This window comes from Holdemanella hominis, assembly GCF_014306155.1.
Classification (GTDB): domain Bacteria; phylum Bacillota_I; class Bacilli_A; order Erysipelotrichales; family Erysipelotrichaceae; genus Holdemanella; species Holdemanella hominis.
The window spans coordinates 1-15,762 of sequence record NZ_JACRWH010000020.1 but is presented as its reverse complement, the minus strand read 5'-3'; the positions used below and the strand labels follow the sequence as shown (position 1 = coordinate 15,762).

The window sequence follows — 15,762 nt, the reverse complement described above, 5'->3', positions numbered from 1 at the left end:
GGATTTTGTACAATACGATTTTCAGATGGTAATTGTGGTACTTCTAGAACACGTGTGTGTGAAAGTAAATTGTATCGTACAGAAGAAGAGGTAGAATTGTTACAGAGTCAAATTGATGAAGCTTCTAGCACAAGTGAAAGGGTTAAATTATCTAAACAATTGAAGAAGATTAATGAACAATTATTAGAATTGAATAAGTATGAAGAAGTTGTTCATCATTGGGGCGATAAGATGGAACCAATGGATTTGGATGATGGTGTAAAAGCGAATTATGCTAAGTTCCAGAAATTGTTGGCTAAGATAAAAAAATTAGCTTCAGGAGCAAAAGCATTTCGATATACATCTTACTGGTGTAGCCATCGCAGCTTTATCCATCACAGGTTAGTTTTAAAGAAATATATTAAATCTAGAATTTAAAATGTAAAATGTATAATTGGATAGACCATTCTGAATGAAAGAGGTGAAGAAATGAATACAGATAATGAATTATTAATAAAATTAGATGCTTTGATTTCCAATTGGGAGGATGAGACAGTTGAGTTTAAAGAAGCCAATAATGATTATGATAAAGATAAAATTGGTAGATATTTTTCTGCTCTTTCTAATGAAGCAAATTTGAGAAATGTACAATGCGGATGGTTGATTTTTGGTATTAAAGAAAAAGGTAAAAAGATTGTTGGAACCAATTACAGAGAGAAAAAAGGTCTTGATACGTTAAAACATGAAATTTCATTGCAAACAACGGGTGGGATTTCATTTGTTGAAATTTATGAAGTTGAAAAAGAAGGTAAAAGAATAATTATGTTTCAGATACCTGCTGCAACAGCGGGTATTCCTACGGGTTGGAAAGACCAATATTATGCTAGGGAAGGAGATTCTCTAGTTCCACTATCATTAGAAAAAATGGATCGTATTCGTCAACAGAGTAATCGAGATTGGTCAAAATTGTTTGTAAAGGGTGCAACAATTCAGCATCTAAATAAAGATGCAATTAGCTTAGCTAGAAACAACTATAAGGAGAAGATGCAAAAGCCACATATTTCTCAAGAAATTGATTCTATGAGTGATGAAGAATTTCTGACGAAAATGAAACTTATACAGAATGGTCATATTACAAATGCTTGTATGCTGTTACTAGGGAATGAAGATTATGATTACTTATTTGATTACACGCCTGAAGCAGCATGGAGACTATATGATTCTAAAAGTAACATTAAAGATTATGAAATCTTCAAAATTCCATTTATTACATTGAGTGATCGTATTTTTTCTCGAATTCGCAATTTAACATATCGGTATATGCCGAATCAATTAACCTTGTTTCCTTTAGAAACGAAACAATATGACATGTGGCTATTAAGAGAACTTATGAATAATTGTATTGCTCATTCTAACTATGCATTAGGAGGAAGAATTAATGTGGATGAAGAAGAGGATGAAATCACCTTAAGAAATCCTGGTTCTTTTCTACCTGGCAGTATTGAAGTGGCTCTCCAAAAAAATTACACACCTCCATTTTATCGAAATCAGTTGTTAGCTGAAACAATGATGAAATTCAATATGATTGATACACAATCTATGGGAATACGTAAAGTATATAAGATCCAACAAGAAAAATATTTCCCTATGCCTGATTACAATTTGTCGGTAGGTAATCAAGTTGGAGTTACTGTATATGGTAAAGTATTGGATGAAAACTATACGAAACTATTATTTGAACATTCGGAATTTGATATTCAAACTGTCTTTTTAATCGATCAAGTCCAAAAGCATCATACAATAACAAATGAACAAGTTAAATATTTAAGAAAATTACAGATTATTGAAGGAAGAATGCCGAATATCTATCTTTCTGCTGATATCGCAAAGACTTTAGAAAAGAAAGAACAATACGTAAAAAATAAAGGGTTTGATGATGAATATTATCGGAATTTAATTGTTAAATACCTCCAAGAATATGAGTCTGGAACAAGGGAAAATTTCAGAATTCTTTTAATAGATAAATTACCAGATAATCTTAATGAAAAACAAAAAGAAAATAAAATTCGAAATTTGTTATATTCATTAAAAAGAAAAGGAATCGTCCAATGTTTAAACAAAAATTCCATAAATTCAACTTGGATATTAGTAAATAATAAAATTTAGCATAATAAATCACACAGATGGAAATTTGAATACACAAATACCAGACTTTTTCATCTTACTAAAATCAAAAATTAAATTTTGTTTAGTAAGATATTTAGTAAGTCAACATACAGTTATTGTTAGCTAAAATGCATAATTACTCGGCTTTTCAGCTTACTAAAATCAAAAATTAAATTGTATTAGTAACTTATTGATTTGACTAAATGGAATTATTTAAAAAATTATATGCAGAATTTATTCTAAGCTATGAAGGAGTACACGCCAATATTTTAGATGATATTAAGTTTTATATTACAACCCTTAGAGGAGCTGTAATATATTCTGATGGATATTTAACAAGGGATGGAAAACTACCAGATAGAATTGATATATGGATGGATGGAAAAAAACACGAACTTTTTATCGGACCAGTCTTTCCTATAAAAAAAGAAGACGAAATAATTGAAGAAGGTATTAGGCTAACTATGTGTTTTAAAGATGTGAAACAAGGATATTATGTTAGAAAAACTTACGTGATGGAAAATAATTTATGGTATCACGAAGAGTTATATGTTGTGCCATTGACTAAGCTTTTTCAAATCTAATTGTAAAAATTTTTGATTTGGCTAGAATCGGAGGTGATTAGTAATGGATCCTATAACATTAGAATTTTCTATTCCTGCAGATGATGATGGATATATTTTACTTCAATGTGGACATTGTGGTGAATATTTTAAATTAACGGCAGAAGATTGTGAGAATGATGATATTTTGCGTATAGTATGTCCAGCGTGTGGTTTAGAAAGTGAAACCTATCTTACAGATGATGTCATACAACTTGCTTTAACTATGGCAGATAATTATGCAATGGATTTAGTCAACAATATGTTTAAAGACTTAGAAAGAAAAAGCCGACATAACAGTAATTTGCAATTCAAAGCTGGTAAAAAGTTGAAACATGAATATGAGAATCCTCTTCATTCTGGAATTCAAGCTTTAGAAGAGGTTACTTTTCCATGTTGTCATCATTCAGCAAAAATTAAACCATTGTTAAAGATGACAGGTTGTTATTGTCCATGTTGTGGGGTGAAAAATTATGAATTTGAATAAAAAAGATTTACGAAAAATTATGTATGATTTTAACAGCATATCCAATCGATTAATGCAAGCAGACTTTCATGATTATAATTCTATATTAAAAAAGTTTTTGATGTTTATTTCTAATACGGAAATAATTAATGAATTTATTAAAGACTGTGGAAATTGTGAATTTAATCTAGAAGAGGAGTTTTCACAAATACAAAACTCTTACGGCAATTTAACATTTACTCTAGGTGAAACTGTTCATGAAGAAGTGTGTAATGTTTTCGCATATTTAAATTTTATTAATGATAATGATATTGATATTTGCGATCGTATAGCAATGGGATATTCTGGTTCTACTAAATATCAAGATATGGTAAAAGGTTTTAATGACCGAGTGGTATATGTGCTAATCAGACATATTGAAGGGTACTTAACCAAAATAGGAATAGACATGGGAGTAGATGAAAAAAATACATTTAATATCACAGTAAAGAATGGTCAAGTAAATATTGCAAATGACAATTCAACACTTACAGCTTATAACAATATCTCTTTTGATCCAAATGAATTGAATAAATTGATTCTAAATGTTAAGAAGATATCTCAAAAAGAACAATTAACTTCAGATGATGAAGAACAATTAAATTGTAATCTTGATGTAATATCTGAAGAATTAAAAAGCAACCAACCATGTAAAAGCTTTATAAAAACGGCCGTAGAGGGTATAAAAATGATAAATGGAATATGATAGTCGAGTAAATCATACAATAGAAAGATTTATCAAGAATGCACATTTTTATGATTCTATAGCTAGTATGGAATCAATTAATTATAATCCAGACAGAAAACTCGATCGCTCGCAAATGGAGGAATTGTCTACAAACAATTATATAAACAACGGTTTGAATGTAATTTTTGTAGGAGCATCCGGCTATGGTAAAACATGGTTATCAAACGCTTTGGGGATCCATGCCTGTAGAGATAGAAAAACAGTTTTATATATTCGATTACCAGAACTATTCTCAAAATTTGAAGAAATGAGGATTCAAGGAAAATATAATGAATATCTAAAAAAACTAGGAAAGTATGATTTAATGATACTAGATGAATTCTTATTAAAATCGACAAGTGAATCAGAAAGAAGCGATCTACTTGAATTGATGGAAATAAGGTGTAATAAGAAATCAACAATATTCTGTAGTCAATATTCATTTGATGGTTGGCATCAATTGTTAAATGGAGGACCTATAGCGGATGCGATATTAGATAGGATAATAAATTCATCTTATTTGATTACATTACATGGAAAATCATTAAGAGAAACATACTCTAAATTAAAAAATAAGAAATAACAAAAAAACACGGTTGATTTAATTTGACCGTGTTTTTTAGTGGACTTGTATTACGTATTAAGATTTAAAAAAGATGGACTTCTTTAACGGATTATGTGGACTTCTGTAGCATATTGCATGGACTTCAGATAGCGGAATACTCACACGTACATTTGCATTTGGCCAAGATCTTGATGGGTTAATTTACCCATTTTTAAGTCGATAAGTACAAAGCACTTTAAGATGTAATTGTAAAATACAAGATCAATAAAGAAATCTTGCCGTCCAAAGTGAATCTTTTTTGGCGCGCAACAAATGAGAAACCTCTGCCAAGTTCTAGTAAGAATTTCTGAAGATGATCAATTAATGCTTGTTCTAAATCTTCTTCATACACATGTGTATCAGGTTGAATTTGTAAAAACTCCATTACATAAGGATCTTTAATGAATTTTTCATATTCCGGTTTAGGTTCTGTTGTTTGGATTTCATTTCTGATAGACTCTTTATTCTTACTTGCTAAAATTCTCTGGTAATACATAGTGTTAATTTGTCTTTCTAGTTGTCTAACACTCCAAGCTGATTTTACACATTCATCTATATAAAATTGTCTTGCCTTTTCATCGTTAATGGGCATTAATAGACGATAATGTGACCAACTCAATTCGCTACACAGTGTGTAGCACTTTTAAAATTTCATGTAAAACTGTCTCATATTTCTCAAATTCTGAACACTGAATCCTTGACCGAATTCTTTTGTAAGAGCTTTGGAAATATTTTTTAATACTTGTTTTCCATATTCTGCACGGTCATTTTCACCACAGACCTCATAGATTTTCTTTCCTATGTTCCAGTACGCTTCAACCATTGCTGAATTAACAGATTTGTATATTTCTTGTTTAGCACTAATGATGAAACATCGAATTTCTTTATATGTATCTTCGGTATTTATTGTTGATAGTTGTTTTTTATCGTTTGTAATTAAAGACATGATTACTCCTTTCGTGTGCGTGAAAAAATAAGATTCTGCTTTTTATCATCAATTAAGAATCCCAACTTGCTGATTTAGTATTGAGTTACATATGCCACTTAATTATAACATTTTAGGCGCATATAAAAACGATATAAGCTAAAAATAGTTATGAACAGAATAACTGTTTTAATGGATCTACTCGTCAAGAACAAATGATAAATGTATATAAAAAGAGCTAGCAACTAGCTCTTTTCATCGTCCTTTACATACTCCAATATATCACCAGGTTGACAATTTAATGCTTCACAAATGGCTTCTAAAGTGGAAAAGCGAATTGCGGAAATCTTACCCGTTTTCATCTTTGATAAGTTAACGTTACTTACTCCAACTTTCTCAGATAATTCTTTTAAACTCATTTTTCGATCGGCCATGACACGATCTAATCGCAATATGATCTTACCCATAATTATAACGTCTCATCACTCAATTGTTGTAGTTCTTGTCCATATCTAAATATATAAGATAACAAATAGATTAGAGCTGCAAAAACGAGGAAGCTTAAGTGAAGACGAATATCAAAATTGATTTGTGTAACATATTTAGTGTTGAAAAGTAGATCGAAGTTGATGGTTTGTTTAAATTGCATAATACGACATACTTCAAGAATATTAAAGACAATACCACCTACAAGAATATATTTGGCAAGGTTTTTGATGTGATTGGCAACACGAACATCAAATGGAGTATGATCCATCGTAATCGTACAAATGGATTCAATTGTTTGTACAGCTTTATATATAATAAATACAAATATAGCGGTGATTAAAAAAATCAATGGTAACCACATGGACATTTTATCTTTATTTAATGCCAAATCATCATTAAAGATCAATTGAAGATAGTCAATTCTTATACTTCCAAATAGCGTATTATATACATCCTTGTTGAAGGCATAAAATAAGCTTAGTCCAATTGACAACACAACAAAAATTAAACAAGTCCCTCGAATGATTTCTAAAATAAAACACATTTTCTTTAATAAAGCTTTAGACTTATCATTCATGATATTACCTCCTAACATTAAATAATTAATGTTTATCGTTAATTTAATTATATATTACATAAATGATAAGTCAATATGATTTACTACAAAACGCCAATTTCTTCTAAAAATAATTTACCCGCATAAGATAATTCACGATCCTTTCGAATCAAGAATACACTTGAAATATACATACCTGGATCATGAATAGGGCGAATAACCATATCCATAGTATGTCTTGTATCCGCATCAGAAAAAGGGATGATTGCGATTGTGTTAAATGTACGTGCCCATTCGATTGCCGTTTCGTTAATGGAAGTGATAATCGCAACATTGTACGCAACGGCATGTTGACCAAACACAGTGTAAACTGTATTTGAAATATCAAAAGAAATCGCTAAAGGGATGCCATGAAATTCTTCAATTTCAATAGGCGTAGTTTTCTTGGATAAAGGATGCCCCTTAGGAATCACAGCTACAATATCATCTTTTTCATACGGAAAAGTTTCCAATGCCCCATATTGAGGGATACTTGCACGAACCAAGCTAATTTCTGTAATGTTGTTTAAAACATTGGGAACCGCAAAATCACCAAATAATTTATGAATAAACAAATTGAAAAAGCATTCTCAAATGGTGGGCCTTTATTGTGTTTGTGACAAAGTGACGATCCAGATCTTGAAACAACCGAAGAAATTGTATATGCCCTTGATAAAGTAGAATGTAGTTTGGTGAAATTAGGAATTCCTTTCTCTGATCCAACGGCATAGAGTCCTGTCATTTAAAATGCGAATATTCGTGCATTATCCAATGGTGTAACGACCGATAAAATATTTAAGATGGTTAAAAGAATTTGTAAAGACTCGAATATTCCTATGGTATTTATGACATATGCCAATGTTGTGCTTAGTTATAAAATGGTGGAAGGAAATATGAGCGGATTGATTCTTCCAGATGTTCCTTATGAGGGAAAAGGAGAGTTTGATGTGGTATTAAAGAAATATGAATTAGATTTGATCAGCATGATTGTACCAACTAGTCATCAACGCATTCAAACGATTGCCAAAGATGCAGGTGGCTTTATTTATTGCGTATCAGGTGTAACAGGTATTCAATCTACGATTACAACAGATATTTCAGCTATGGTACATCTTGTACGAGAAGTCGCAGACGTTCCTGTTGCGGTAGGTTTTGGAATCTCAACGCCAGAACAAGCTAAAAAAATGGCTGATCAATCCGATGGAGCTATTGAGAAGATTGTTGAAAAGTATGGAAAAGATGCGCATAAGTATGTTGAGGAATATGTTAAAGAAATGGTAGAAGCGATAAAATAAAAGATCTCAGTCCAAGAAAAGGGCTGAGATTTTTAATTGAAATTATAATTGAACTTTAGTGTAGAAAGTCAAAATTTATCAGTTATAACTGATAAAATATAAAAATTAATGAAAGATTTAAGATATGAATTTAACTTTTGATGATAGAAAAAAACCCATAAGTAAATATGGGCAACATTGTAAATCTTTAATTATGTTGTTTGGTTGATTCATTCCAGTTCACAGAACACTTTAAGATTTGATTTGGAATCTGTTTGTTTTCTCCTTTTAATGAATCAATTAAGATCGATGCAGCTTGATAGCCTTCATCATAGGCAGGCTGTACGATCGTTGTTACGGTTGGACTAGAGAAGTTAGTCCATTCTGTATTGTCAAAGCCAATTAATCCAATTGTATCTGGCATTAGGTTACGATAATCTTTTAATGCCAAATAAACTCGTGGTAATAAGAAGCAGTTGGCTACAAAGATGATGGTGCGAACACCAAAACGTAATTCATTATATAGTAGATCACGTAATGCATCGCTTGTTACATCATCTGCTACAACGTGAGTTTTGCATGTTTTTCCTTTTGTTTCTAAAGCGTGTAAAAAACCAGTTGTACGCTCTAAACGTGTACTTAATACATGAGGATCTGCCGTAATCATTATGAATTCATCATATCCATCATTGATTAGGTGTGTTCCTACATTCAATATGGATTCATAGTTGTTTGTCTTGACCCATTTTTCTTTATCCATAGAAACTTGTGAATCAATAAATACTACGTCTTTATTTTCTTGTTTGATTTTTAGAATCAATTCGGCAAAATGACTGGATGGCTGGATGATAAAACCATCAACTCCCATTGCCAACATGCGATTGACGTATCCTTTTTCATTTTCAAAATTATAATTACTGTTTCCAACAATCAACTGGTAACGATTATCTCTTGCGAAATCATCGATTCCTTTAACGATTTGATTGGCAAACGTGTTAGTGATATCTCCAATGATAACGCCAATTAAACGTGTTTCTTTTGCGTTTAAAGAGCGTGCTGCAATACTTGGACGATAGTTTGTCTCTTTGATGACTTGAGCAATTCTTGCTTGGGTTTCCTCTGACATTTTGTCCGTCTTACCATTTAGAAAAAAAGAGACAGTGGTTTTAGATGTTCCAGCGCGTTCAGCTATATCACGAATGGTTATTTTTTCTTTCATAAAGCGGATCCTTTCAATACTCTAATTTTAACAAATATTACATTTTCTAGCAAACGCGTTTACTAGGCACGAACAATATATGTTTTTACTTTATCTTTTTTCTTATGTACGACAAATACTTTGCAATGGAATGGTTCACCATCTAAGAATAATACTTTCTTTCCTTTATAGATTTCCTTATGGAATATGGCTACACTATAAGATTCATCTTCTGAAAGTATAAACTTTTTGGTGTGTACAATCGTATTATCTAGTTTTGTATCGTTGTTTTGAAGAACAAAATCATCTTTTGTTTCAATCGCTTTATCCACAAAACAAATGCATTGTTCGAAATGATCCGTGAAATCTTGTTCAAAATATAAAACATCATGCTCTAATTCTTCATTATAACGAAGGGAACATGGCTCAATATGCTTTGTGTATGGAATGTTGGATACAAGCTTTAAACCTTTTAAATCACTAGCATCTGGATCTAAATGAAACCGTGTAACAGCATGATGGTTACCGTCTTCTTTTACTTCATCTACAATCATCCATACACCTATATCAAGGACAATCACTTTTCTTGTCCATACTTGTAACGGATCATGTCCTAATAGTGTACCTTCATAGTAGTGAATGCCATCTTTATGATAGACATAATTCTTTAATGGAACACCAAAATCTTCATATCCCCAACTATCCTTAGGTACACATGAGCAATGTTCATCTACAATCACACCATTATGACTTGCCATAGATTTTAAGTGTACTCTTAGTGGATGATCTTCACGATATGTTAAACGTCCAGTATCAATACATACAGGGTTTCCCTTATAGTAAATGGATACATGTAAGTTATCACTATGTCCATGTCCACTGCCTAATGATCCGTTAGTAAACATGGTAAAGTTAGCATCTTCTTTCCAAGAACTCCTTGATGTATACATACCGCTATCATTTCCATCAAAGTGAAGTTCGTTGGATTCAATAGCTTGACTTTCTAGATAGATCTTGGCAATTTTAGCTCCTAATGTATATAAAGATTCCATGTCAAAAGTATGAAATGCGATTGACTTCCATGTGGGTTCATTAAACAAGAAGCTAGCACGTGTCATGACATCTTGAATATTACTGCGATCTGTATCCCCGAATGTTTCAATTTCTTTATGAGGGGTAGCCTGTAAGAAGATGGCTCTAGCCAAAGCATGAATTTGTGGCAATTCTTGTTCTGAATAATACATAGCTTTCATGCAGTAATTTAAGACTTCAATATGATACATCGTGGATTGTTCCCAATGCATACCATCTGGATACACTTGTGCTTGGATTTGTCTTTTCCATTCATTGAATGCCCAAGCATAGATATCACTTTGTTCTTCAATCATAGGTAATATGCTGATCATAGCACATGTTTGAATGCTTCCCCAATTTGATGTTATGTATTTTGGAATGTAATGCTCTTTTAAATACGCACACTGATCCAACATGGATTTGGCAATCGTAGTGATTTCTTCATCACTTAATAAATTGTTTGTGTACAAATAAGGCAGGGCTTCAAAGAAGTTCATTAAACGAATGCCTGTATCGAGTGTTCTTGTGCTTGGTTCTGGTTGAATTGTTGGATGGGCTTCTATCCAGTTTAAAATGAGTGTTTTGGCATATTCAATATGATCAGAAAGAACTAGATAGTTTAGGTAGTCCATACGATTGAGCATGAAGCACCATTCTTCATCATCGTTTAATTGTATGTTCCAATCTAATGTTTCTAGCTTGTAAGGAATTTGGCAACGTTCCATGTCCCATGGTTTATCAAACGTAAAGATGTTTTGAATCAGTTCTTCTGATTTTCTTTTTACTAGAATTTGATCTTCTTTCGTTAATAATTTTTTTACGTGCAGTACATCCTTCTTGTCTGCCCAGAATTGTAGTTGTTTTTTTATGTAAGATAGATTCATAGAGTTCTCCTTAAAAAGAAAAGGAAGCAAATTTGCTTCCTTTATGTATTAGGCTAAGATTCCTAAGCAGCTTAATGCAACACCGATAACAACAGTGATCAATACTAACCAATAAGTAGTAACACCTTTTTTCTTGATTAAGTAATACATTAATGCTGTATATAATACTGGTAATAATGCAGGAGCAACTTTATCTAACATTGCCTGAATATCTACTGTAGATTGTTTAACACCTTCTTCAATAGCACCAGCAGAGAATGTGATTGCGACGTTCATTTTAACGAATGTTGCAGCTAAACCAGCGATAACAGTAACACCGATCATACTTGCAGCTTCAGAAATAACACCCATTTTTTCAGATAATTTGTCAATCATGCTTGTTCCTAGACGACGTCCATATCCACCCATAACAAGTTTGATTGCCAATAATGTAACGTTTTCGCAGATTAAGAATAATAATGGAGCAATTGCCACACCATCCATAGCCATAGAAGCAAAGATAGTTGAGAATAATGGAGCAATACAGAATTGTGATAATGAGTCACCAATACCTGCTAAAGGACCCATCAACGCCATCTTGATACCACGAATTTCATCGTATTCCATTCCGTTTTCTGCCATTGCCAAGTGAATAGAAGTGATAAATGGTAAGAAGTTAGGGTTTGTGTTATAGAATTCACAGTTATTGTCTAATTCTTCAGCCAATTTAGCTGGGTTATCACCATACAATTTTTTGAATGCAGGATACATTACTAAAGCGTATCCTAAACCTTGATAGTTACTATAGTTAAAACCATTTTGTAAGAAGTAAGCACGTAATGTAGTCTTAGTGTAATCCTTCTTTGTTAATTTAGATCCAGTCATCGTGTTCTACCTCCTCAGTTGCAGCTTGTGCGACAGCGACATTTCCAGCATCGTTATAGTGTTTTAATGCGAATACAGTTCCGACAATAGCAATGCCGATTACTGGTACGCCTAAATAAGCGGCTAAGAAGTATCCTAATAATGCGAATGGAACAACTTCCTTCTTTAACATAACGCTCATGATCATAGCAAAACCGATAGCAGGTAACATACCACCAGCAACTGTTAATCCTTTTAATAACCAAGCTGGTACTAATGCTACTAATTTACTTAATGTATCCATGCTGTATGCACCTAAGAATCCTAATAAGAATCCAACAAGGGCAAATAATAAGATTGTTAAGTTAGAGTGTAAACGGAATTTTGCAAAGTCTTGTTTTTTCAATGCGTTGTTTGCACTTTCTGGTGCACCTGCACGAACTGTATAGATAGCTGTTTGTAAGAATTGAATTGCGACTGCAAAAGGAATAGATAATGATAATGCACTTTCTGGTGTAACACCATCCATAGTGATTGCCATTAATGTACCAATGATACCAGGTCCGATTGGGTTAGGAGGAACAGTTCCACCGGCACCAACACCGAATCCCATGAATGCTAATTCAGCGATTGCTCCACATTGCAATGCTGTCTTAAGATCACCACATACAATACCAACACCGAAGCTTAATACTAAAGCACGGTTCGTAAAAATACCCCACAACATCCCTGAGTAGCAGAATGCTGTCCATAGACCGATGATTACGGCCTGTAACAATGTAATTTGCATATTCTTTTATCTCCTATAAATAATTTTTAATATCTACTAATACACTTCCATCAGAACCACTTGGTGTAGTTTGTGTATTAAATTCAACGTTATACTTTTCAATCATTTCTTTTAATGCAGCCTTGTCTTCAGTACCCAAGAAAATAGAACGAGTTACTTTTTCTTTACCTTCACAGTTGTGAATGTTTCCAATGTTGATTTGTTTGATTGGAACGCCACCTTCAACTAAGCGTAAAGCATCTTTACAATCTTTTACAATTAAGAAGATTGTTTGAGCAGGATTTGCCTTGTGAATGATGTCGATAACTTTTTGTACTGAGTAAAAACGCATTGCGACTTCCTTAGGAATTACAGTCTTCATTAAAGTTTGTGCCATTGCATCTTGGCTTGCTTGATCGTTCGCAACGATTACTGTGTTAACGCCTAAAGATTTTACCCATAATTGACCTTGACCATGAACTAAACGTTCATCGATACGTGTCATAACGATGTTTGGTGTTGCCATTTTATCTCCTCCTTATTTTTACCAGTATGGATCCCATTGCTTGATTTGACGCATTAATGCTTCCATATAGTAGTAATCGCCCCAGATGTTTCCTTCATCTACGCCTTTACCGCTATGCCATGAATATACGCCATGATACAAGATTGGATCGCCTGGTTTGTGATCATTGTTAGTGTAGTTTTGAATCAATGAGCGAGTGATGTTGTCACAAGCTTTTTGATACACCTTTTTACTTGGATCCTCTTCTTTGAGCCATTGATCCATTTCAAGCATTCCACATACGGCAATAGCAGCTGCACTTGAATCTCTTGATTGTTCTGGATCATCTGTAAAAATTAAATCCCAGTAACAAATATTGTCTTCTGGTAAACGATTTAAGAAATAGTTTGCCATTCCTTTATATAGATCAACGTATTCTGTGTTTTTCGTGTAGCGAATATTTAATGGGATTCCATAAATACCCCATGCCTGTCCACGAGCCCAAGAACTATCATCTGAATATCCTTGACGTGTAGCACCATGACTTGGTCCTCCAGTAACTGGATCCATATAGAATGTGTGATATGCACTCGCATCATCACGAATTACATATTTACAACTTGTTGTGAAGTGTTTTGTTGCGGCATCCGCATAGTGATTATCACCAGTAACTTCACTTGCCCAATATAATAATGGGATGTTTAACATGCAGTCGATGATGAATCGATAATGTTCAGGACTGTCTTTAGGTCCCCAAGCCTGCAAGAACTGTCCTTTTTCTTGCCAACGCTCCATCAATTTATCAGCCGCCAACAATGCAGCTTTTTTTGCATGCTCATTTTTTGTAAGCTTATAGCCACTTACGCAAGATAGCGAATATAAGAATCCAAGATCGTGGTGATCTAATTCAATTCGATTTTCAACACGGTGCAAGAAGCTTTCGATATTTCGATCAGCTAATTCTTTATATTTCTTATCATTCGTATATTCATATGCCAACCACAACATACCTGTCCAGAATCCATCAGTCCATTCGATGTTGTCGATGATTGGATACTTTAAACCTTTAGTACATGAATATGGGAATCGATCTTTGAAATATTCCATATTTAAATTAACTTGTTTTAAACATTCTTCAAACGCATTTGTTAATTCTTCTTTTGTAAGGGCGGGTGTTGCTAAAAACTCTTGTTCTTTAGTAAATGGTTCGATATTTACTGTACGTACCATAATCTCCATAGCCTCCTCAAAAAAGTAAACTGGTTTACTAGACAACACCATTATTGCACCTCAAAAATGGATTGTCAACACATTTTGTTCAAAAATTAACAAACTCCGAAAGCGCTTACCTATAATATATACGAAATATACGAAAAAATTAAAAAATAAAAAAACAGATTATTTTCACTTTTCAAGTTGACAAAACCGGTTTACCATACTAGACTATAGGTGAACTGGTTTACTAAAAAGTAAACGCGTACTAGACACACGCAAAGTATAGAAAATGGAAGGTGGAACTATGGAATCGTATATGAATCGTATTTCCAACACAGGAATCGTACCTGTTGTTAAGATTCTAGAAAAAGAAGATGCATACCCATTAGCTAAGGCACTGTTAAATGGTGGAATCGATGTTATTGAAGTTACATATCGTAGCGAACATGCAACGAGTGCAATCCAAACTATTTCAGAACAATTACCAGATATGTTAGTCGGTGCTGGAACTGTATTATCTGTTGAACAAGCAAAAGAAGCTGTTGAAGCAGGAGCTAAATTTATTATTACACCTGGATTTAATACGAAAGTTGTTCAATGGTGTTTGGATCATGACGTGGAAGTGTATCCAGGCGTATCAACAGCGAGTGAAGTTGAAATGGCTCTTTCAATGGGATTAACACAATTAAAGTTCTTCCCAGCAGAATCAAGTGGAGGCGCTAAGAAATTAAAAGATCTAAGTGCTCCATATGCGAACGTTCACTTTATGCCAACAGGTGGCATTAACACAAAGAATATGCATGATTATCTTTCATTGCCAAATGTAGAAGCAATCGGCGGAAGCTTTATGTTGCCAAATGATTTGGTTGTCGCAAAAGATTGGGATGGAATAGAAGCTTTATCAAAAGCAGCTATCAAAAGTTTGTTGGACTTCCAGTTAATTCATGTTGGAATTAACACAAATAGTCCTGAAGAATCAAAACAAGTGACAGATACATTATGTTCTTTGTTCCACTTTACACAATACACAAAGCCAAAATCAAATTTTGCTGGTGTAGGATTTGAGGTTTTACATAAAAAAGGCCGTGGAGAAAATGGTCACATCGGAATCTATACTCCATATCCTGAAAAAGCAATGTATCACCTTTCTAAACAAGGTGTGAAGTTTGTCGAAGAAAGTATTACACGTAATAAAAAGACAAATCGAATCAACTTTGTTTATTTAGATTTAGAAATAGCTGGATTTGGAATCCATTTGATTAATCCAGATTTAAAAATGGAGATTTAATATGAAACAAAAAGTAGTCACTTTTGGAGAAATCATGTTACGTTTAGCACCAGAAGGATATTATCGCTTTGTACAAGCCGATACATTTGGTGCAACTTATGGTGGTGGAGAAGCCAATGT

17 protein-coding genes and 1 pseudogene are annotated in these 15,762 nt (G+C 33.2%); 8 read left to right on the top strand and 10 right to left on the bottom strand.

Features of this window, described 5'->3' with window-relative positions; translation table 11 throughout:
* The first annotated feature begins 69 nt into the window (after window positions 1–69).
* From H8911_RS12465 to H8911_RS06215, 6 genes are all read left to right on the top strand, one after another.
* A complete protein-coding gene (locus H8911_RS12465) occupies window positions 70–417 on the top strand; it encodes a hypothetical protein (RefSeq protein ID WP_222620975.1) in 348 nt (115 codons plus the stop codon).
* A 51-nt stretch (window positions 418–468) separates the two neighbouring features.
* On the top strand, window positions 469–2,145 hold the full coding sequence (locus tag H8911_RS06230) for an RNA-binding domain-containing protein (RefSeq protein WP_186999044.1): 1,677 nt from the start codon (window positions 469–471) through the stop codon (window positions 2,143–2,145).
* A 203-nt stretch (window positions 2,146–2,348) separates the two neighbouring features.
* Window positions 2,349–2,729, top strand: a complete 381-nt coding sequence (locus H8911_RS06225; RefSeq protein ID WP_186999043.1) for a hypothetical protein — start codon at window positions 2,349–2,351, stop codon at window positions 2,727–2,729.
* Between the two features lie 43 nt (window positions 2,730–2,772).
* Window positions 2,773–3,234 (top strand): TFIIB-type zinc ribbon-containing protein, encoded by a 462-nt coding sequence (locus H8911_RS06220; RefSeq protein ID WP_186999042.1) that lies wholly within the window; start codon window positions 2,773–2,775, stop codon window positions 3,232–3,234.
* Complete coding sequence (locus H8911_RS12700) at window positions 3,221–3,958, top strand: hypothetical protein (protein ID WP_255466307.1); 738 nt, start codon at window positions 3,221–3,223, stop codon at window positions 3,956–3,958. Before H8911_RS06220 ends, H8911_RS12700 begins: the two co-directional genes overlap by 14 nt.
* Complete coding sequence (locus H8911_RS06215; RefSeq protein ID WP_255466306.1) at window positions 3,948–4,562, top strand: ATP-binding protein; 615 nt, start codon at window positions 3,948–3,950, stop codon at window positions 4,560–4,562. Before H8911_RS12700 ends, H8911_RS06215 begins: the two co-directional genes overlap by 11 nt.
* 140 nt (window positions 4,563–4,702) lie before the next feature.
* On the opposite strand, the pseudogene H8911_RS12695 reads toward H8911_RS06215, so the two are convergent.
* The 4 genes and pseudogenes from H8911_RS12695 to H8911_RS06190 form a co-directional block, all read right to left on the bottom strand.
* Window positions 4,703–5,529, bottom strand: a pseudogene (locus H8911_RS12695) (PDDEXK nuclease domain-containing protein).
* A 224-nt stretch (window positions 5,530–5,753) separates the two neighbouring features.
* Window positions 5,754–5,975, bottom strand: a complete 222-nt coding sequence (locus tag H8911_RS06200; RefSeq protein ID WP_117926627.1) for a helix-turn-helix domain-containing protein — start codon at window positions 5,973–5,975, stop codon at window positions 5,754–5,756.
* 2 nt (window positions 5,976–5,977) lie between these two features.
* Complete coding sequence (locus H8911_RS06195; protein ID WP_186999040.1) at window positions 5,978–6,574, bottom strand: hypothetical protein; 597 nt, start codon at window positions 6,572–6,574, stop codon at window positions 5,978–5,980.
* Window positions 6,575–6,657: 83 nt separating this feature from the next.
* Complete coding sequence (locus tag H8911_RS06190; RefSeq protein ID WP_255466305.1) at window positions 6,658–7,167, bottom strand: LysR family transcriptional regulator substrate-binding protein; 510 nt, start codon at window positions 7,165–7,167, stop codon at window positions 6,658–6,660.
* Window positions 7,168–7,347: 180 nt separating this feature from the next.
* On the opposite strand from H8911_RS06190, the gene trpA reads away from it, so the two are divergent.
* Entirely contained in the window at window positions 7,348–7,887 is a 540-nt protein-coding gene (trpA, locus tag H8911_RS06185; protein WP_369410295.1) for a tryptophan synthase subunit alpha, read from the top strand.
* Window positions 7,888–8,074: 187 nt separating this feature from the next.
* On the opposite strand, the gene H8911_RS06180 is transcribed toward trpA, so the two are convergent.
* The 6 genes from H8911_RS06180 to H8911_RS06155 all read right to left on the bottom strand — a co-directional run bounded on the left by H8911_RS06180 (window position 8,075) and on the right by H8911_RS06155 (window position 14,369).
* Window positions 8,075–9,085: a LacI family DNA-binding transcriptional regulator gene (locus H8911_RS06180; protein WP_186999039.1), complete on the bottom strand. Its 1,011-nt coding sequence runs from the start codon at window positions 9,083–9,085 to the stop codon at window positions 8,075–8,077.
* Between the two features lie 62 nt (window positions 9,086–9,147).
* Complete coding sequence (locus H8911_RS06175) at window positions 9,148–11,022, bottom strand: alginate lyase family protein (RefSeq protein ID WP_186999038.1); 1,875 nt, start codon at window positions 11,020–11,022, stop codon at window positions 9,148–9,150.
* A gap of 48 nt (window positions 11,023–11,070) precedes the next feature.
* Window positions 11,071–11,886: a PTS system mannose/fructose/sorbose family transporter subunit IID gene (locus H8911_RS06170; RefSeq protein WP_117926623.1), complete on the bottom strand. Its 816-nt coding sequence runs from the start codon at window positions 11,884–11,886 to the stop codon at window positions 11,071–11,073.
* A complete protein-coding gene (locus tag H8911_RS06165; protein WP_117926622.1) occupies window positions 11,873–12,655 on the bottom strand; it encodes a PTS mannose/fructose/sorbose/N-acetylgalactosamine transporter subunit IIC in 783 nt (260 codons plus the stop codon). The genes H8911_RS06170 and H8911_RS06165 overlap by 14 nt, the downstream gene beginning before the upstream one ends.
* Before the next feature lie 13 nt (window positions 12,656–12,668).
* A complete protein-coding gene (locus H8911_RS06160) occupies window positions 12,669–13,160 on the bottom strand; it encodes a PTS sugar transporter subunit IIB (RefSeq protein ID WP_117926621.1) in 492 nt (163 codons plus the stop codon).
* An 18-nt stretch (window positions 13,161–13,178) separates the two neighbouring features.
* Window positions 13,179–14,369: a glycoside hydrolase family 88 protein gene (locus H8911_RS06155; protein ID WP_186999037.1), complete on the bottom strand. Its 1,191-nt coding sequence runs from the start codon at window positions 14,367–14,369 to the stop codon at window positions 13,179–13,181.
* A 289-nt stretch (window positions 14,370–14,658) separates the two neighbouring features.
* Between H8911_RS06155 and H8911_RS06150 the strand changes: the two genes are divergently transcribed.
* Complete coding sequence (locus tag H8911_RS06150; protein ID WP_186999036.1) at window positions 14,659–15,642, top strand: bifunctional 4-hydroxy-2-oxoglutarate aldolase/2-dehydro-3-deoxy-phosphogluconate aldolase; 984 nt, start codon at window positions 14,659–14,661, stop codon at window positions 15,640–15,642.
* Window positions 15,643–15,762 lie beyond the last annotated feature (120 nt).